General features: G+C 73.0%; 14 protein-coding genes. 8 read left to right on the top strand and 6 right to left on the bottom strand.

The window, feature by feature from the left end; genetic code table 11:
• Nucleotide 1: 1 nt before the first annotated feature.
• Complete coding sequence (lnt, locus tag ACIPSA_RS44435; protein ID WP_402646153.1) at nt 2-1,615, bottom strand: apolipoprotein N-acyltransferase; 1,614 nt, start codon at nt 1,613-1,615, stop codon at nt 2-4.
• 233 nt (nt 1,616-1,848) lie between these two features.
• On the opposite strand from lnt, the gene ACIPSA_RS44430 reads away from it, so the two are divergent.
• Nucleotides 1,849-2,877 (top strand): O-antigen ligase family protein, encoded by a 1,029-nt coding sequence (locus tag ACIPSA_RS44430; RefSeq protein WP_402646198.1) that lies wholly within the window; start codon nt 1,849-1,851, stop codon nt 2,875-2,877.
• Nucleotides 2,878-2,973: 96 nt separating this feature from the next.
• Here the strand turns inward: ACIPSA_RS44430 and ACIPSA_RS44425 are convergent, their stop codons facing one another.
• Both ACIPSA_RS44425 and ACIPSA_RS44420 read right to left on the bottom strand, forming a co-directional pair.
• The gene (locus tag ACIPSA_RS44425) at nt 2,974-3,519 is read right to left on the bottom strand and encodes a hypothetical protein (RefSeq protein WP_402646150.1); all 546 of its coding nucleotides are present in this window, start codon (nt 3,517-3,519) and stop codon (nt 2,974-2,976) included.
• An 82-nt stretch (nt 3,520-3,601) separates the two neighbouring features.
• A complete protein-coding gene (locus tag ACIPSA_RS44420) occupies nt 3,602-4,387 on the bottom strand; it encodes a glutamate racemase (protein WP_402646148.1) in 786 nt (261 codons plus the stop codon).
• 39 nt (nt 4,388-4,426) lie between these two features.
• On the opposite strand from ACIPSA_RS44420, the gene ACIPSA_RS44415 reads away from it, so the two are divergent.
• Nucleotides 4,427-5,623 (top strand): glycosyltransferase, encoded by a 1,197-nt coding sequence (locus tag ACIPSA_RS44415; protein WP_402646145.1) that lies wholly within the window; start codon nt 4,427-4,429, stop codon nt 5,621-5,623.
• Between the two features lie 12 nt (nt 5,624-5,635).
• Here the strand turns inward: ACIPSA_RS44415 and ACIPSA_RS44410 are convergent, their stop codons facing one another.
• Nucleotides 5,636-6,988, bottom strand: coding sequence for a TerD family protein (locus ACIPSA_RS44410; RefSeq protein WP_402646195.1), 1,353 nt, complete (start codon nt 6,986-6,988; stop codon nt 5,636-5,638).
• A gap of 300 nt (nt 6,989-7,288) precedes the next feature.
• Between ACIPSA_RS44410 and ACIPSA_RS44405 the strand changes: the two genes are divergently transcribed.
• The 4 genes from ACIPSA_RS44405 to ACIPSA_RS44390 all read left to right on the top strand — a co-directional run bounded on the left by ACIPSA_RS44405 (nt 7,289) and on the right by ACIPSA_RS44390 (nt 12,052).
• On the top strand, nt 7,289-7,753 hold the full coding sequence (locus ACIPSA_RS44405; protein WP_402646143.1) for a DUF6643 family protein: 465 nt from the start codon (nt 7,289-7,291) through the stop codon (nt 7,751-7,753).
• 43 nt (nt 7,754-7,796) lie between these two features.
• Complete coding sequence (locus tag ACIPSA_RS44400) at nt 7,797-8,732, top strand: MOSC domain-containing protein (protein ID WP_402646140.1); 936 nt, start codon at nt 7,797-7,799, stop codon at nt 8,730-8,732.
• 117 nt (nt 8,733-8,849) lie between these two features.
• Nucleotides 8,850-9,455, top strand: a complete 606-nt coding sequence (locus tag ACIPSA_RS44395; RefSeq protein ID WP_402646137.1) for a hypothetical protein — start codon at nt 8,850-8,852, stop codon at nt 9,453-9,455.
• 158 nt (nt 9,456-9,613) lie between these two features.
• Complete coding sequence (locus tag ACIPSA_RS44390; RefSeq protein ID WP_402646135.1) at nt 9,614-12,052, top strand: right-handed parallel beta-helix repeat-containing protein; 2,439 nt, start codon at nt 9,614-9,616, stop codon at nt 12,050-12,052.
• On the opposite strand, the gene ACIPSA_RS44385 is transcribed toward ACIPSA_RS44390, so the two are convergent.
• Nucleotides 12,022-14,418 carry a hypothetical protein gene (locus tag ACIPSA_RS44385; protein ID WP_402646133.1) on the bottom strand — a complete coding sequence of 799 codons (2,397 nt, stop codon included), beginning with the start codon at nt 14,416-14,418 and terminating at the stop codon, nt 12,022-12,024. The genes ACIPSA_RS44390 and ACIPSA_RS44385 overlap by 31 nt on opposite strands.
• 311 nt (nt 14,419-14,729) lie before the next feature.
• Between ACIPSA_RS44385 and ACIPSA_RS44380 the strand changes: the two genes are divergently transcribed.
• Entirely contained in the window at nt 14,730-15,560 is an 831-nt protein-coding gene (locus ACIPSA_RS44380) for a DeoR/GlpR family DNA-binding transcription regulator (protein WP_402646131.1), read from the top strand.
• Between the two features lie 70 nt (nt 15,561-15,630).
• Nucleotides 15,631-16,095 (top strand): SRPBCC family protein, encoded by a 465-nt coding sequence (locus ACIPSA_RS44375; RefSeq protein ID WP_402646129.1) that lies wholly within the window; start codon nt 15,631-15,633, stop codon nt 16,093-16,095.
• Nucleotides 16,096-16,115: 20 nt separating this feature from the next.
• On the opposite strand, the gene ACIPSA_RS44370 is transcribed toward ACIPSA_RS44375, so the two are convergent.
• Nucleotides 16,116-17,240, bottom strand: a complete 1,125-nt coding sequence (locus tag ACIPSA_RS44370) for a PLP-dependent cysteine synthase family protein (protein WP_402646127.1) — start codon at nt 17,238-17,240, stop codon at nt 16,116-16,118.
• Between the last annotated feature and the right edge of the window lie 127 nt (nt 17,241-17,367).

Raw genomic sequence — 17,367 nt, 5'->3', positions numbered from 1 at the left:
ACTACGCGTTCCCGGCGCGCCGCCCGCGCAGACCGGCCCCGATCGCCCAGCCGAGCCCGCCCGCGGCAACCAGCACCAGGGCGATCTCGGGCAGGATGCCCAGCTCGGTGGCGGGCGTCTCGGAGGAGCGCAGCGGCACCTTCTGGACCAGGTAGGCGGGCACGAACATGCCGGTCTTCTGGGTGATCCTCCCGTCCGGCATGATGACCGCGCTGACGCCACTGGTCACCGGGACGGTCACGGTCCGGCTGTGCTCGACGGCACGGACGCGGGACATGGCGAGCTGCTGGTAGGTCATCTCACTGCGGTCGAAGGTCGCGTTGTTGCTCGGCACGGAGATCAGCTCGGCGCCGTCGGTGACCTCGGACCGTACGGCCCAGTCGAAGGCGGCCTCGTAGCAGGTGACGAGCCCGACCTTGGCGCCGTCGAAGTCGAACACGCCCGGCTTGGTGCCCCGGCTGAAGTCCTGGCGGACCATGCTGGTCCAGTTCTTGTTGATCGCCCCGACGAGCGACCGCAGCGGGAGGTACTCGCCGAACGGCTGGATCTGCCGCTTGTCGTACGTCTGCGTGGGCCCCTTGACCGGGTCCCACAGGATCTGCTCGTTGAGCAGCTTGCCGTCCCGCTCGACGACGCCGCCCACCGAGATGGGCGCGCCGACGGCCTTGGCAGCGTCGTCGATGATCTGGGCCGCGTCGGCATTGGTGAAGGGGTCGATGTCGGAGGAGTTCTCCGGCCACAGGACGAAGTCGGGCTTGGCGACCTTGCCCGCCTTGATGTCGGCGGCCAACTTCATCGTCTCCCGCGCGTGGTAGTCGAGCACCGCGCGCCGCTGGGCGCTGAACTCCAGCCCGGCGCGCGGCACGTTGCCCTGGATGACCGCGACGGTCGCGGTGCCGTTCTCCGCCTTGTCACTGACCAGCCCCCGGGCGGCCACCGCTCCCGCCACCGGGACGGCCACGCTCAGCAGGGCCGCGGCCGCGGCTGCCTTCCGCACGACCCGGGTGCGGCGTCCCTCGGCGGCCAGCCGCCCGGCCTCGTACAGACCGAAGCCGCACAGGACGACCGCGAAGCCGAGCACCGGGGTCCCGCCCACCGCGGCGAGCGGCAGGAAGACACCGTCCGCCTGGCCGAACGCGATCTTGCCCCAGGGGAAGCCGCGGAAGGGCACGCGCGCGCGTACCGCCTCACCCGCTATCCACACGGCCGCCGCCCACACCGGCCAGGCGGACAGCTTGGACACCGCTGCGACGCCCACGCCGGCCAGAGCCACGAAGACCGCCTCGATGGCGACCAGCGCGAGCCACGGCCCGGGGCCGACCTCCACGCCGGTCCACACCAGCAGGGGCAGCAGGAAGCCGAGGCCGAAGAGGTAGCCGAGGCCGAGGGCCGCCTTCCAGCTGCGGCCGCGCAGGACCCAGGCGAAGCCGGCGAAGGCGGGCACGGCGAGCCACCAGAGGGTGCGCGGCGGGAAGCTGACGTACAGGAGCACGCCGCAGATCGCGGCGGCTGCGGCCGGGACCATGCGGCGCAGCAGCCGAAGGCCGCGCGCGGTGGGCGCGAGCTGCGGCTGGAGCCGGTCCGACTGGTCGACGGAAGTTGCGGTGACGGTCACTCGGGGAGTGTACGGCGGGTGACCTTGATGCCGACAGCACGGTCCGGAGGGCGTCGGCAAGGACAGCCGCCACCCACGAGCCGGATCGTTCCTGCGCAACTCGTCCACAAAACGGTCATCTGCCGTTACGGTGTGCCGGAGCCCGTGTCGTGCGGCCGGTCGCGGCCGCGCGGGCGGCGCTGCCACAGGTCGGGGGACCGGGTACGAGGGGCGACGGGGTGGGGTCCACGGGGATGGCGTCCGCGTCCGGTGCGGATGCGGAGACCGACAGACGAAACGTTTCTGACGCGGCGGGCGTGGTGGTGCTCGGGGCGTGCGCCGTGTGGTCCCTGATCACCGCGGCGGCGCACGGCGGCCGGCCCGAGGGCGTGCTGCTCGCGGTGCTCGCCGTGGCCGCCGGGTACGCCTCGGGCCGGATCTGCGGAGCACTGCTGCCGGTGGCCGCGCCCTGCGCGGGGGCGCTGGCCGGGCTCGGGCTGGCGGTGGCCATGCCCCACCTGGCCCCCGGACCCCAGTTCGCCACACCGCTCGGGCCCGCCGGCGCGACCGCGGCACTGCTGACCCTCGCCACCGGAGCGGCGTGCTGTGCCGCCTGGGCCACGCCCGTACCGGCTCTGCGGCTCGCCCTGCGTCTGCTGGCACTCGGGATCACGGTGACCGCTGCCGTCGTGGGCTCGGCCGTCGGAAGTGCGCTGGGTGCCGCCGTCCTGCTGTGCTCGCTCGCCGCGGCCCGGCTGCGCCACCGGGGTCCGGGTATCGCGGGCCTGGCCCTGGCGGCGGCCCTGGTGACCGGCATGACCTGGGCGATCGCCGACAACGTCCTGCCGTACGGGCTCATGGCATCCCTGGAGGGCCGGCTCACCCCCCGACGCGTCCAGCTGTGGCAGGACGCCCTCCACCTGGCACGTCGGAACAGCGCCCTGGGTGTCGGCCCCGGCCGCTTCGGCGAGCTGAGCGCCACCGCGCGACAGGCACTCCTGCCCGACGGCAAGCCGCACTCCGCGCCCCTGCAACAGGCCGCCGAACAGGGGCTGGCCGGCGTGCTGCTCCTGGCGGCCGCGTTCTGCTGGATGCTGTACGCCCTGTGGCGCAGCTCCCGCACCACGCCGGTCGCGCTCACCGCGGGCGCCGCCCTGACGGCCCTGGCCGCCATCGCCACGGTGGGCAACGCCCTGAGCTTCACCACGGTGTCGGTGGGCGCCGGCCTGCTGGCCGGACTCGCCACGGCCCGCCCACTCCCCGACGAGGCCGCCGCGCGCTGACGGTCCGCGGGTTCTGCGGGTCCTGCCCGGGGATGCCGATACGGTCGCCGCCTCAGCGCGCCTTCAGAGCACCCTCGGCGCGCCTTCGGAGCACCCTCAGCGCGCGCTTCCCGGTGCGACCGACCGCAGGCGGTCCCTGATGGCCAGTACCGCGGACTCCGCGTTGTCCACGGTGACCGTGAACGTGTGGCCGTCCCCCAGGCTCAGGACGAGGCCCTCGCCGCGGCGTACGACGACCGCGGTGCCCTTCTCGGGGCGCCAGCGGTAGCCCCACCCGCCCCAGTTACAGGGGGTGACGTGCGCGACGAATTCGGCGCCGACGACCTGGGTGAGGGGGATCCGGCGGCGGGGCACGCCCATATGGCCGCAGCGGACCTCGACGCACTCCTTGTCGAGCTTCAGGTCGACGTGCACGAACGCGAGGGTGCCGAAGAGGACCAGCAGCCCGGCCGCGATGCAGCCGACGACGGACATGACCAGCGGGGCGACGCCCGAGGTCCAGGCGGAGTCCACGGCCAGTTCGATACCGAGGGCCATGCAGGCCGCGCCGACGAGCGCCAGCAGCCACTGGACCCGGTTGGTCGCACGCCCGGTCCATACCTCGCGTTGCGAGGTGTCCTCGTCGTGGGGGTGGTCCCTCATGACTATGAGGTTACTCAGATTTCGCTGCGCGGGTACCGCGTCGCAGAGGGTGACTCCCGCCGGACGGTCACGCCCCCCGAAGTCAGCGGGCGTAGGTGACGGCCGGCAGGAACCTGCCCTCGGCGTAGTTCAGGGCGGGGGCGGGCAGCTCGCCCGCGCGACCGCTCAGCAGCACGGTCAGCGTGCCCTCGGCCAGGGCGTCGGGCGCGGGCAGCTCGCCGATCCGGCGCAGGGCCTGGGTGGCCACCGCCCCGGCGGAGCCGTGGAGGACGAGCGGCGGCGCGTCAGGCCGCTGGACAGCGGCGCGGATACGTTCCGCCACCAGCTCGTAATGGGTGCAGCCCAGGACGACGGTCGTCACATCGCCCGGAGTCAGCTCGGCGGCCGCGGCGACGGCGGCGTCGATGGCCGCCTCGTCGGCGTGCTCCACGGCCTCGGCGAGCCCCCAGCACGGGACCTCGGTGACCGGGACGCCGTCGGCGAAGTCCTTGATGAGGCCGCGCTGGTACGGGCTTCCGGTGGTCGCGGGCGTCGCCCAGATGGCGACGGGACCGCCGCCGGCCGCGGCCGGTTTGATCGCCGGAACCGTGCCGATCACGGGGATGCCGGGTTCCAGGAGGGCGCGCAGGGCGGGCAGGGCGTGCACGGTCGCCGTGTTGCAGCCGACGATGAGCGCGTCGGGCCGGTGCGCCGCCGCGGCCTCGGCCACGGCCAGAGCCCGCCCGGTGAGGTCCTCCGGGGTACGCGGTCCCCATGGCATGCCGTCGGGGTCGAGGGAGAGGACGAGATCCGCGTCGGGCCGCAGGCGCCGTACGGCTGCGGTGGCCGCCAGCAGGCCGATTCCGGAGTCCATGAGCGCGATCTTCACCCGGCCACGATAGACGATGCGCCCCTGTGGGCCGGTCGGGTGGGGCAGACTGCGCGGGTGAGCGCCGTCGTGTGGATCTCCGCCCTGTCCCTCGCCGCCTGGCTGTGGCTGCTGCTCTGCCAGGGCTTCTTCTGGCGCACGGACGTCCGGCTGCCACCACGGAGGGATCCCGGCGACTGGCCGCAGGTGTGTGTCGTCGTACCGGCCCGCGACGAGGCCGCCGTGCTGCCGGCGAGCCTGCCGTCGCTGCTGGCGCAGGACTACCCGGGGCGGGCCGAGGTCTTCCTGGTCGACGACGGCAGCTCGGACGACACCGGGGAGCTGGCCCGCGAACTGGCCCGGCGTCACGGCGGGCTGCCGCTCACGGTGGACTCCCCCGGCGAGCCGCCGGCGGGCTGGACGGGCAAGCTCTGGGCCGTGCGCCACGGCATCGCCCTGGCACGCGCGCGTGACCCTGAATACCTGCTGCTCACGGACGCGGACATCGCCCACGCGCCCGACAGCCTGCGGCAGCTGGTGGCGGCGGCGCGCACCGGGGGTTTCGACGTCGTGTCGCAGATGGCCCGGCTCCGGGTGGAGAGCCTGTGGGAGCGGCTCGTGGTGCCGGCGTTCGTCTACTTCTTCGCCCAGCTGTACCCGTTCCGCCGGATCGGCCGGAAAGGGGCGCGGACGGCGGCCGCGGCGGGCGGCTGCGTGCTGCTGCGCGCGGATACGGCGCAGCGGGCGCGGATCCCGGACGCCATCCGGCAGGCCGTCATCGACGACGTGGCCCTCGCGCGGGCCGTGAAGGGCGCCGGGGGCCACGTCTGGCTCGGGCTCGCGGAGCGGGTGGACAGCGTGCGCCCCTACCCGCGGCTGCACGATCTGTGGCGCATGGTCTCGCGCAGTGCGTACGCGCAGCTGCGGCACAACCCGCTGCTGCTGCTCGGTACGGTCGCCGGGCTGGCGCTGGTGTATCTGGTGCCGCCCGCTGCCGTGGCGGCGGGTGCGGTGGCGGGGAGCACGGCGGCCGCGGTCACCGGTGCCTCGGCATGGCTGGTGATGACGGCGACGTACGTCCCGATGCTCCGCTACTACCGCCAGGCGCTGTGGCTCGCCCCCCTGCTGCCGTTCACCGCGTTCCTGTACCTCCTGATGACGGTCGACTCCGCGGTGCGGCACTACAGGGGGCGCGGAGCGGCCTGGAAGGGCCGTACGTACGCCCGGCCGGACGCCGCCGTACCGGACGAGAGCTGACGCCCTCCCCTTCTACTTACGGCCGGGGGTCCAGTTCATCCCCCACCCGTAGGCGTGGTCAACGGTCCGCTGGGGGCTCACGCCGCGCTCCGGCACCAGGTACCGCGCCTCGCGCTGCACGACCAGATCGGCACCCGTGTTGGTGATCAGGGCCAGCGCGCACACCGTGGAGGGGACGGTGCACTCGTCGAGGGAGAAGTCGATGGGCGCGCCGTGCTGCGGCTGGAGCGTGACCGTGGCGTGCAGGTCGGCGAAGGAGCTGGCGCCTTCGTAGATGGTCACGAAGACGAGGATGCGCCGGAAGTCCTGTTTGTGGTCAAGGTTGACGGTGAGGTTCTCGCCGTTCGCCACGGCGCCGGTCCGGTCGTCGCCGTCGAGGAGGATGTACGGGGGCCGGTGCAGCGATCCGAAGGCGTTGCCGAGGGCCTGTACGACCCCCTTGCGGCCGTCGGCAAGTTCGTAGAGAGCGCACAGGTCGAGGTCGAGGTCCCCGTGCGCCGCACCCCGCCTGCCGCCCCATCCGGAAGACTGCCGACGCATCTGCCAGTTGAGGTTGACGCGCATGGCGCCCGACGTGCCGCCCTGTTTGGCCAGCGACACCGAGGGAGCCGCCTTGGTGAGCGTCACCTTGCTGAGGCGGACGGGCTGGGCGGGCGGCACGGGCGGTGGCGGAGGCAGGTGGACGGGAGGCCCCGAGGGCGGAGGCAGGTGGGCGGGCAGCCCCGAGGGCGGGGGCAGGTGGGCTGCGGGGCCCGACGGCGGAGGCAGAGTGCCGGGAGGCGCCGCCGGGGGCGGCATCGTCACCGGGAGTGCGACGGGCGGGGCGGCGGGAGGTGACGCGTGCTGCGGCTCGTCCACGGTGATCCCGAAGTCCGTGGCGAGGCCTTCGAGTCCGCTGCTGTACCCCTGGCCCACGGCCCGGAACTTCCAGCCGCCCTGGCGACGGTAGAACTCGCCGAGCACGAACGCCGTCTCGACCGTGGCGCCCGGGCTGTCGAACCGGGTGACCACACCGCCCCGATCTGCGTCCTGAACCTCGATGTACAGGTCCGGCACCTGCCCGAACGTCCCGCCGTCCGCGGAGGCCGCGAGGATCACCCGCTCGACGGCGCCCTCCACGCGCGCGAGGTCGACGATGAGCGTGTCCGTGATCCGCCCTCCGGAGTCCCGCTTGCCCTCGTGCCGAACCGCGCCGGAGGCGTGTGCCGGCTGGTTGTAGAAGACGAAGTCCCCGTCGGAGCGCACCTTTCCCTCCGCGAGGAGCAGCGCCGAGGCGTCCGCGTCCGGGACGCCGGGTCCGGAGCGCCATCCCAATTCGACGCGCAGGGCCGTCGTCGGCACCGGCGCATTCGATCCTTTCGGCATTGACATGTACGCCCCCATCTCACGTGTCGCCGCGCCGGGCCGCACCCCGGCCGCCGATAGCCATCCCTACCCGACCAACCTATTCCCGAGGGACAGCGAACCCCCATGGGCGGCACAGGAAGATCCCTGGCCAACCCCCGGTAACCCACCAGGAACTCGGCCTTTACACGATCCAAACGTTGATCGCCGTCCTTTTTTGCCAAGTTCGCTCAGATTAGGGATCCCGCGTCACTGCCGACACGAAAAACAACCCTCTTATCGGTCTCCCCAACCAGCACATCGTGGGCTTAACTTATGGCCATGACCTCCCCCCGCTCCACTTATGGTGGCGGCTACTACTCCGCCTCCTTCCCGGACACTCCGATCTACGACTCGCTCGTGGCCGAGCGGGGCACCCCGCAGATCGCCCCGATCCGGGTCCCCGCCGCCTACGACACGGGCAGCAGCTTTCCGTCGATGGGCAGCAATCTCCCCGCCCTGCCGTCCGCGCTCCCCGCGCTCCCCGCGGGTCCGTCGCAGCAGCAGGCCCCCGCTTACGGCTATCCGCAGATGCAGCAGCCCGCTCCGCTGCAGCAGGCACCCGCCGCCTACATTCCGCAACAGGCCACCGCGCCCCGCGGCTACACCGGCCCGCAGCAGCCCCAGCCGCCGCGGCCGATGGCGCCGGGCAACGGCTACGAGGCGATGCGCCCCGCCGCTCCGCGGCCGGCGCAGGCCCCGTACCAGGACCCGTACAACAACCAGCAGCAGTACCGCGGCTACTGACCGGCCTCCCCCTGCTGTCGGTGCGGCCTGGCACCATGGCTTCATGGGGAACGCCGTACTGCAGTCGATTCATGTACACCCGGTCAAGGCGCTCCGGGGCACCTCGCCCCGGCAGGCCGTGGTGGAGCCCTGGGGGCTGTCCGGAGACCGACGCTGGGCGCTGATCGACGACGGGGGAAAGGTCGTCACGCAGCGCGAACAACCGCGCCTGGCGCTGGCCGCCGCCGAGCTCCTGCCCGGCGGCGGCATCCGTCTGTCCGCGCCCGGGCGGGAGCCGCTGACGGTATCCGTTCCGGAACCGGCGGGCACCGTGCCGGTGAGCGTCTTCGGAACCAAGGTGGACGCCGTCCCGGCGGCGGACGCCGCGCACGCCTGGTGCGGCGAGTACCTGGAGAGCGACGTCCGTCTCGTCCACCTCGACGATCCGGCCACCCGCCGCCCGATCGATCCGGACTACGCGCTGCCGGGTGAGACCGTGAGCTTCGCGGACGGCTATCCGCTGCTGGTCACGACCGTCGCCTCCCTCGACGCCCTGAACTCCCTGATAGCCCGGGGCGACCACGCCCACGAGGGCCCGCTGCCCATGAACCGCTTCCGGCCGAACGTGGTCGTGGCGGGCACGGAGGCCTGGGCCGAGGACGGCTGGTCACGCCTCGCCATCGGTGACGTGGTGTTCCGGGTGGCCAAGATGTGCGGGCGGTGCGTCGTCACCACGACCGACCAGTCCACCGCCGAGCGCGGCCGGGAACCGCTGCGCACCCTGGCACGGCACCGCCGGTTCGGCACCGACCTCGCCTTCGGCCAGAACCTGGTGCCGACGTCGACCGGCACGATCCGGGTCGGGGATCCGGTGCGGATCCTCGACCAGGACTCCAGAAGGGCGCCGTCTCCTGGAAGGGAGCGGTCTTCCACGGACGGCTCCGCGATCGTGGCATCACGCGGGGAACCGGACGCCGGGGCCCGGTCGTTGGGGTCGTGAGAAGTTCACGTGAGGTCCCGGTCAGCGGTCAGAGGTGATTTCGCACTCTCTTCCCCGGGCCCGCGCGTGAACGGCTCCGCCGGGGGTTGTCACGGAGCGGGAAGGGGGTGCGGGACCGTGCGAGCAATCAGCGGTCTCTGGCGCTGGCGGCGCAATCCGCTGCGCCGCACGACCGATCTGGTCGAGGCCTGGGTGGCCCTCGCGGCCCTGCTGCTGGTCGTGGTGGCCGCGCCCGTGATCGGCTCGCTCGTCGGCGCGGTGGCACAGGACTCCCTGCAGCGGTCCGTCCTGGACCAGCACCGCTCCCGCCTCCCGGTCACGGCCACCGTGGTGCGCGAACTGGACAGCGCCCGGCTGGAGCCCGACCCCGACACGACCTCGGCGCACGACACCCACAGCCGTGTCCTCGCCGACTGGACCGCGCCCGACGGCACCCGGCAGCACGGCGCGGTCATGTCGAATCTCAAGTCCCCGCACAAGGGCGACCACTTCGGGCTCTGGACGGATCCGCACGGCCGAATGGTCGCCCGCCCGCTGGATTCCGCCACGGCCACCACGCACGCCGTACTCGCGGGGCTCGGCGCCGCCCTCCTGGCCGCAGGCGCGGTCGAGGCCGGCAGGCGGCTGATCGTCTGGCGCATGGTCCGCCGCAGGTACGCGCGTTGGGATCAGGCCTGGGACCGCGCGGGCCCGGACTGGGGCAGGACCGGCACCGGCAGCTGACGGCCTTCCGCCTCTGGTCAACCCACCGCCTGCGCGCACGCTACGGTGGACCGGCCGAAGCATTCGGCACAGACCCGCGTGCGAGGGAGTCACAGGGGCCGCAGTGCCCCGAAGGCGAACGAGCCGTCAGTACGACCAGGTGGGGGCACGGCAACGCCATGGCACAGGGCACGGTCCAGGTGACGCACACCGGTACCTCGCGGTGGCGGCGCCGCACAGGTGAGTACGCTTCGCTCGCCGCCGCCCTGGAGGCCGCGGCCGACGGTGACGTCCTCACCGTCGCCCCCGGCACGTACCGGGAAAATCTCGTCGTCGAGCGGGCGGTGACGCTGCGCGGTCCCGAGGGTTCGCCCGGCTCGGTCCGTATCGCGCCCGTGGACGGGGTGCCGCTGACCGTGCGTGCCTCGGCCGTGGTGCAGGACCTGCACGTGGAGGGCCAGGACGCGGCCGCGCCAGCGCTGCTCGTCGAGGAGGGCACGCCGGAGTTGCTCGACGTCCGGATCGTCACCCGCTCCGCCGCGGGCATCGAAGTACGTGGCGGGGCCCGTCCGACCGTGCGCCGATGCACCGTCGACAACCCCGCCGGCGTCGGCGTCGCCGTACTCGACGGCGGCGGTGGGGTGTTCGAGGACTGCGAGGTGGTCGCGGCCGGCCAGTCGGGCGTCGCCGTACGCGGGGGCGCGCACCCCCGGTTCGAGCGCTGCCGGGTGCACCACGCCTCCGGCGCGGGCCTGATGGTGACGGGCGAGAACTCCGCGCTGGAGGCGGTGGGCTGCGAGGTCTACGAGATCCGGGGCTCCGGAGCCCAGGTCACCTCGCGTGCCACCGCACACCTGACCGACTGCGATGTGCACCGCACCACGGCCGACGGCGTCACGCTCGACACGGAAGCCGTGCTCACCCTCGCCGACTGCCGCATCCATGACATCCCGGAGAACGCGGTCGACCTGCGGTCCCGCTCGGTGCTGACGCTGACGCGGACCACGGTGCGTCAGTTCGGGCGCAACGGCCTGTCGGTGTGGGACCCGGGCACGCGCGTGGACGCCAACCAGTGCGAGATCTTCGACAGCACGGGCGACTATCCCGCGGTGTGGGTGAGCGACGGCGCCACGGCGGTGCTCGACTCCTGCCGGGTGCACGACGTGCCGGACGCGCTGTTCGTCCTGGACCGCGGCTCCCGCGCGGACGTCGTCGACAGCGACCTGTCCCAGGTCCGCAACACGGCGGTGTCGGTGAGCGACGGCGCCACCGCGCAGCTCGACGACTGCCGGATCCGGGACGCGGCCACCGGCGCCTGGTTCCGCGACCACGGCAGCGGCGGCACGCTCAACAACTGCACGCTGGACGGCACCCAGACCGGCGTGATCGTCACCAAGGGCGCCGACCCCACCATCGAGCGCTGCACGGTCGACTCCCCCGCGGAGGCGGGCTTCTACGTGTCGGCCGGGGGCCGGGGCACCTTCCTGGGCTGCCGGGTGACGGGCAGCTCCGGGTACGGCTTCCATGTGATAGACGGGAGCCGTACGACGCTGAAGAAGTGCCGCACGGAGCGGTGCACGCGCGGGGGCTACGAGTTCGCGGATGCCGGACCGGACTCCGGATCCGGCACGGGCCCGGTCGTGGAGGACTGCACCAGTGACGAGAGCGGAGCCGGGTTCAGGCCGTCGACTCCGGAGCCGGCCGTGCAGACGGCGAGCCAGTCCTCCGGCCTGCTGGGCGCGATCCCCGGGCAGCGCGCCACCGAGCAGGAGCCGCTCGTCGCGGCCGCGCAGCCGGAGAAGGCGACGCGGAGTTCGAAGGACGTGCTCGGTGAACTCGACGCGCTCGTCGGCCTGGAGAGCGTCAAGCGCGAGGTCCGCGCCCTCACCGACATGATCGAGGTCGGCCGGCGCCGCCAGCAGGCGGGCCTCAAGGCGGCCTCGGTCAAGCGCCACCTCGTCTTCACGGGCTCCCCCGGCACCGGCAAGACCACCGTCGCCCGCCTTTACGGCGAGATCCTCGCCTCCCTCGGCGTCCTGGAGAAGGGCCACCTCGTCGAGGTCTCCCGCGTCGATCTGGTCGGCGAGCACATCGGATCCACGGCGATCCGCACCCAGGAGGCTTTCGAGCGGGCGCGCGGCGGCGTGCTGTTCATCGACGAGGCGTACGCGCTGTCGCCGGAGGACGCCGGGCGTGACTTCGGCAAGGAGGCCATCGACACGCTGGTGAAACTGATGGAGGACCACCGGGACGCGGTGGTGGTCATCGTCGCCGGCTACACCGCCGAGATGGAGCGGTTCCTCTCGGTCAACCCGGGTGTGGCGTCACGCTTCTCACGGACCATCACCTTCACCGACTACGGCCCCGTCGAGCTGCTGCGGATCGTGGGGCAGCAGGCCGACGAGCACGAGTACCGGCTGGCGCCGGGCACGCCGGAGGCCCTGCTGAAGTACTTCAAGGAGATCCCGAAGGGCCCCGCCTTCGGCAACGGCCGCACCGCCCGCCAGACGTTCGAGGCGATGGTGGAACGGCACGCGAGCCGGGTCGCCCAGCTCGACGAGCCCACCACCGACGACCTGACCCTGCTCTACGACGAGGACCTGCCCGAGCTCCCCTGAGCACCGGCCTCGCCGGCCGGGCCCGCTGCGGCGGCCGGCTCGCCCGGTCGGCGCGGCCCCGGCACGTCCGGCCGCAGTCGCGTCAGCAGCAGTTCCCGCTCCTCGGCGAAGGCCGGGTCCGCCTGGTAGCCGGAGTGGCCGAGGATGGGGGCGGGCAGGGGATGGCCGGCCGTGCGGCCGTAGGCGAGGGGGTCGCGCAGCGGCTCGCGGTCCACCTCCGGGCCGTAGTCCCCGGGGAGGCGGACCGGGCCGCCGATGGGGTCGGTGAGGCGGTAGAGGTTGCGCCAGCAGGCGACCTCGCGGTGCAGGGAGCCGAGCGCGGCCGGGCCGAAGTGGGCCGGGAACCAGCGGCCGTACAGGCGCTCCAGCGGGCAGCCGTACGTCAGCAGCGCGACCCGCTTGCGTACGGACGGCCGCAGCTGCCAGGCCGCCGCGGCCGCGAGCACGCTGCCCTGGGAGTGCCCGGAGATCACCAGGCGCCCGCCGGTGCGCCGCGTCCAGGTCGCCATGCGCCAGGTCAGGTCCGGCACCGCGCGCTCGGCGTAGCAGGGGGGTGCGAAGGGGTGGGCGGCGCGCGGCCAGAAGGTGCCGACGTCCCAGAGGATGCCGATGGTGCGCCGGGCGGAGGCGTCCTTGTAGGCGCGTCGGCCCCAGGTGACGAACAGTACGAAGCCGAGTCCGACCAGCCAGGAGCCCAGCGCCTGCGAGGTCTCGGCCGCGCCCTGGACGACGGCGAAGGTGCGGCGGGTCGCCTCGCCAGGGGTCTTCTCGGTCACCAGGGCGCCCACCAGCGCTCCGGCGCCCACCAGGAAGGTGGCCGCCGAGACGAAGGCGACCACGAGGGGTACCCGGTCGGTGAGGGCGGCCATCGCCCGGGTGCGTGCGATACGGCGGGTGCGTGCCGTGTCCTCGGGCTCCCCCGGGTGGTCGCCTTCCACTGCGCCCCGCTCGGCACGGCACCGCTGCCAGGTGCGCCAGGACAGCAGGCCGGCCGGCAGCAGCAGGGTCGCGAGGAGGGGCGGGATCACCGAGGCCTGCCAGGTCAGCAGCACGGGTGGTCCGGCGATGGAGCCGCCGGTGCCGTCCAGCCAGTCGGCCACGCGTTGCGCGACACCGCCCGAGATCACCCCGCCCAGCGCGCAGGCGAGCAGCGCGACGGCCGGTCCGCCGAGGCCGCGCATCGCGGCGCGCGGGTCGGGTTGCCGGCGGTACAGATCGTGGGCGACCGCACCGAGGACGACGACCAGGACGCCCTGCGCCAGGGCGAGGCCGCCGAATGCCGTGTCCCCCGCCAGCCGGCCGGCCGAGTGCCAGCCCGGCCGCGACCAGCCCGCGTACAGCAGGGTGAGGGCGAGCAGGGTGAGGGCACCGAGCGGCAGCCGTCGTACGAGATGCTCGTCGAGCTCCTGGTCGAGGCGGTTCTCGCTGCGGCCCCGGCGGCAGACCACCCCGACCACGAGGGCCGCGAAGACGAGCAGCGCCGCGGGCAGGAGCCGTCCCGCCGTCTCCAGTGCCGCGGATCCGCCGGCCCGGCGGTCGAAGGCCGCCACGGGGGTCACGACGGCCGCGGCGACCGTCAGCAGGCCCGCCGCGGTGTGGGCGGCGCGCAGCCGGGCCACCAGGCGGCGCCCGTACCAGAAGCCGGGGCTGCCCAGCGAGGTGCGGTGGACGTGGTCGTCGGGTTCGGGAGCGCCGGTCATCGGCTTCGCGGACTCGTACGCGCTCCAGGTGCGGTGCGAGAGGTACCAGAGCAGGCCGGTGAGGGCGGTCGGCACCAGTGCTGCCACGGCGAGTCGCCGGCCGGGCCGGCTCCACCAGCCGTCGCCGGAGACCGCGGGTGAGAGGAAGCCCAGCCAGGAGTGGCGCCGGGCACAGGCGCGGGCGCCCGCGCACTGCCAGGCCGCGAGGTCCAGGGCCACCTCGCAGGCGGCCGCCACCAGCAGCACCGTCAGGGTGAGTCCGGCGAGCCGCACCAGCAGCCCGTACAGTCGCACCGCTCGTTTCCGGCCGCGCGCGGCGGGGCGCATCCAGTGGGCGAGGTTGACGACCATGAAGGGCAGCAGCAACAGCCACAGGGCGCGTGCTCCGTTCCCGGAGGTGAGGTTGCACCAGACGTACGCCTCAGGCACTGGTCCGCCTCGTCGGCCGACGGGCCGGGCCTCCGCGTCGGCGTCCTCGGCACGCCGGAAGACCGCGGCCGTGTCGTCACCGGTGACCCGTACCGTGCGCGGGTCGCCGAGCATCTCCTCGGGTGTGGTGCCGCCGACTCCGTGGACCAGCAGCTCGAGGTCGGTCTCCGGCTCCCCGGTCCGTGCGGCGGGGCCGTTCGCCCCGCCCGGGACGGCACTCTCCTGCGCACGTTCCACTGTTCTCGCGCTCCCCCGTCTCCCCCGTGACCTGCAGACGGCATGTGTCCGTATGTGTCCGCGCGGACTTCAGGATCTCCGTTTCCGGCGTGTCGTACACCTCTCGTCACGGAATCTCCCCGGTCCGTGTGACATCCGGTGGGACGGATGCTGACCGAATGACATGTGCGCGTCCGTGTACGTAGTGGCGCAACCGGGACCCTCCCGTGAAAGGATGGGACGCCCGCGCACGGGAGACGGGTGGAACGTCCTGGTCGGAGCAGGTACGCAGGGCGTGTCGGACGGCTTGAGGCGAAAGGACCGGAGCGTACGTGAGTGAGAATCAGAACCTCCTCGCGGAGCAGCGGCGCGCCCTGATCCTGGACGAGGTCCGGCGTCGTGGCGGCGTGCGGGTCAACGAGCTGACCCGCAAGCTCGGCGTGTCGGACATGACCGTGCGCCGCGACCTCGACGCGCTGGCCCGCCAGGGGGTGCTGGAGAAGGTGCACGGCGGTGCCGTGCCGGTCGTCGAGGCCAGCACCCATGAGCCGGGCTTCGAGGCCAAGTCGGGTCTGGAGCTCTCCGCCAAGGAGGACATCGCGCGGACCGCGGCCCAGCTGGTCACCCCGGGCACGGCGATCGCCCTGTCGGGCGGTACGACTACGTACGCGCTCGCGCACCATCTCGTCGAGGTGCCCGACCTGACCGTGGTGACCAACTCGGTGCGGGTCGCGGACGTCTTCCACGCGGCGCAGCGCACGTCGGGGCCGCGGCAGGGGGCGGCCACGGTCGTACTGACCGGCGGGGTGCGTACACCCTCCGACTCGCTGGTGGGGCCGGTGGCCGACCAGGCGATCGCGGCGCTCCACTTCGACCTGCTGTTCCTCGGTGTGCACGGGATATCGGTCGAGGCCGGGCTGTCGACGCCGAACCTCGCGGAGGCCGAGACCAACCGGCGGCTGGTGCAGTCGGCGCGCCGGGTCGTGGTGGTCGCCGACCACACCAAGTGGGGGACGGTGGGCCTGAGTTCGTTCGCCGCGCTGGAGCAGGTCGACACCCTGGTCACCGACGCGGGCCTGCCGGCCGAGGCGCGGGCGGAGATCTCCGAGCACCTGCGGCGGCTGGTGGTGGCGGGCGAGTCCGACGAGGATGCAGACTTCTGACTGACCGTCAGCTAGGGTGCCGGCCAACGGCCCGTTTCCTCGCGGGACTTCACGAGGAGGTCTGTCGTCCATGACTCACCGTCTGCGTCCGGTGGGGCTCGACTTCGTCGAGACCGCCCCCGTACGGCTCGTGTTCGCACGGGAGATGACGGCCGCCCCGGACGCCGTCTTCCGCGCGCTCGCCGAGGACGTGCCGGGCTGGCCGCGGTGGTTCTCGGCGGTGGCCTCGGCCCGGGCGACCGAGGACGGGCGCGAGATCCGGCTCAGGGGCGGCACGCGCTTCGAGGAGTCGGTGCTCGCGGCGAACGCGCCCGAGGTGTACGCGTACCGGGTCGACGTGACGAACGTCCCGGGTCCACGTGCCTGGATCGAGGAGTGGCGGCTCTCCCCGGCCGGCAACGGCACACGGGTGCGGATGACCTTCGCCATCGACGGAACCGCCCCGTTCCGCTTCCTGTTCGGCCTGGCCCGCGCGGGCACGGGCCGCGCGTTCCGGGACGCGGTCAGGACGCTGGACCGGCACCTCGCCGGCTAGGGCGGCCTGGGCGGGGGCGCTCAGTCCGGCCACACGCCCGTTTCCAGCAGGGACTCGATCGCCGCCGCGTACGGCGCGATGTCCAGGCCCTGCTCCTCCAGCCACGAGTCCGAGTAGTACTTGTCGAGGTACCGGTCCCCCGGATCGCACAGCAGGGTCACCACACTCCCCTGCCGCCCCGCGGCGACCATCTCGGAGACGATCTTCAGCGCGCTCCACAGCCCGGTGCCCGTCGAGCCGCCCGCCTTGCGGCCGATGGCCCGCTCCAGGGCACGGACGGCGGCGACGCTGGCCGCGTCCGGGACCTTCATCATCCGGTCGATGGCACCGGGCACGAAGCTCGGCTCCATGCGCGGCCGGCCGATGCCCTCGATGCGCGAGCCGCAGTCGCACGTGACGTCCGGGTCGCCGGTGGTCCAGCCCTCGAAGAAGCACGAGTTCTCCGGGTCGGCGACACAGATACGGGTGTCGAACTGCATGTAGTGGACGTAGCGCGCGATCGTCGCGGAGGTGCCGCCGGTGCCCGCCGTGGCGACGATCCACGTGGGCTCCGGGAAGCGCTCCAACTCAAGCTGGCGGAAGACGGATTCGGCGATGTTGTTGTTGCCGCGCCAGTCCGTGGCCCGTTCGGCGTAGGTGAACTGGTCCATGTAGTGGCCGCCGGTCTCCACCGCGAGGCGGGCGGATTCCTCGTACATCTTCCGCGAGTCGTCCACGAAGTGGCACTGGCCGCCATGGAATTCGATGAGGCGGCACTTCTCGGCGCTCGTCGTGCGCGGCATGACCGCGATGAACGGCACGCCGATGAGCCCCGCGAAGTACGCCTCGGAGACAGCCGTCGAGCCGCTGGACGCCTCGATCACCGGGCGGCCCGGCCGGATCCAGCCATTGCACAGGCCGTAGAGGAAGAGGGAGCGGGCGAGCCGGTGCTTGAGGCTTCCGGTGGGGTGGGTCGACTCGTCCTTCAGGTACAGGTCGATGCCCCATTTCTCGGGCAGCGGGAAGCGCAGCAGGTGCGTGTCCGCGGAGCGGTTCGCGTCCGCCTGGACCTTGCGGACAGCCTCCTTCAGCCAGTTCCGGTAGTCGGCGTCACTGCGGTCGACGTCGAGAGTGGCGCCGGTCCGGGTCTGTGGGGTGGTGCTCACGGCGGGGCTCCTTACGCTTCGCTTCGACTGCGCCCAGCGCGGCCGGCTCCTCGATCATAGGCAGCTTCCACACCACTTCTCACCTGCATAAACACACCTTTGGGCAGCCCAAAGAAGCCCCTGGGGC

This window comes from Streptomyces sp. NPDC086549, from assembly GCF_044746205.1.
Taxonomy (GTDB): Bacteria; Actinomycetota; Actinomycetes; order Streptomycetales; family Streptomycetaceae; genus Streptomyces.
Note: the sequence above shows the minus strand (reverse complement) of the source record. Positions and strands in the feature narration are given on the sequence as shown.

What these genes read in the sequence shown, in the direction of transcription:
- ACIPSA_RS44430 (WP_402646198.1), top strand. Translation starts at nt 1,849, where the DNA reads ATGGCGTCCGCGTCCGGTGCGGATGCGGAGACCGACAGACGAAACGTT.
- ACIPSA_RS44375 (WP_402646129.1), top strand. Translation starts at nt 15,631, where the DNA reads ATGACTCACCGTCTGCGTCCGGTGGGGCTCGACTTCGTCGAGACCGCC.
- ACIPSA_RS44410 (WP_402646195.1), bottom strand. Translation starts at nt 6,988, where the DNA reads ATGCCGAAAGGATCGAATGCGCCGGTGCCGACGACGGCCCTGCGCGTC.
- ACIPSA_RS44405 (WP_402646143.1), top strand. Translation starts at nt 7,289, where the DNA reads ATGACCTCCCCCCGCTCCACTTATGGTGGCGGCTACTACTCCGCCTCC.
- ACIPSA_RS44400 (WP_402646140.1), top strand. Translation starts at nt 7,797, where the DNA reads ATGGGGAACGCCGTACTGCAGTCGATTCATGTACACCCGGTCAAGGCG.
- ACIPSA_RS44390 (WP_402646135.1), top strand. Translation starts at nt 9,614, where the DNA reads ATGGCACAGGGCACGGTCCAGGTGACGCACACCGGTACCTCGCGGTGG.
- ACIPSA_RS44425 (WP_402646150.1), bottom strand. Translation starts at nt 3,519, where the DNA reads ATGAGGGACCACCCCCACGACGAGGACACCTCGCAACGCGAGGTATGG.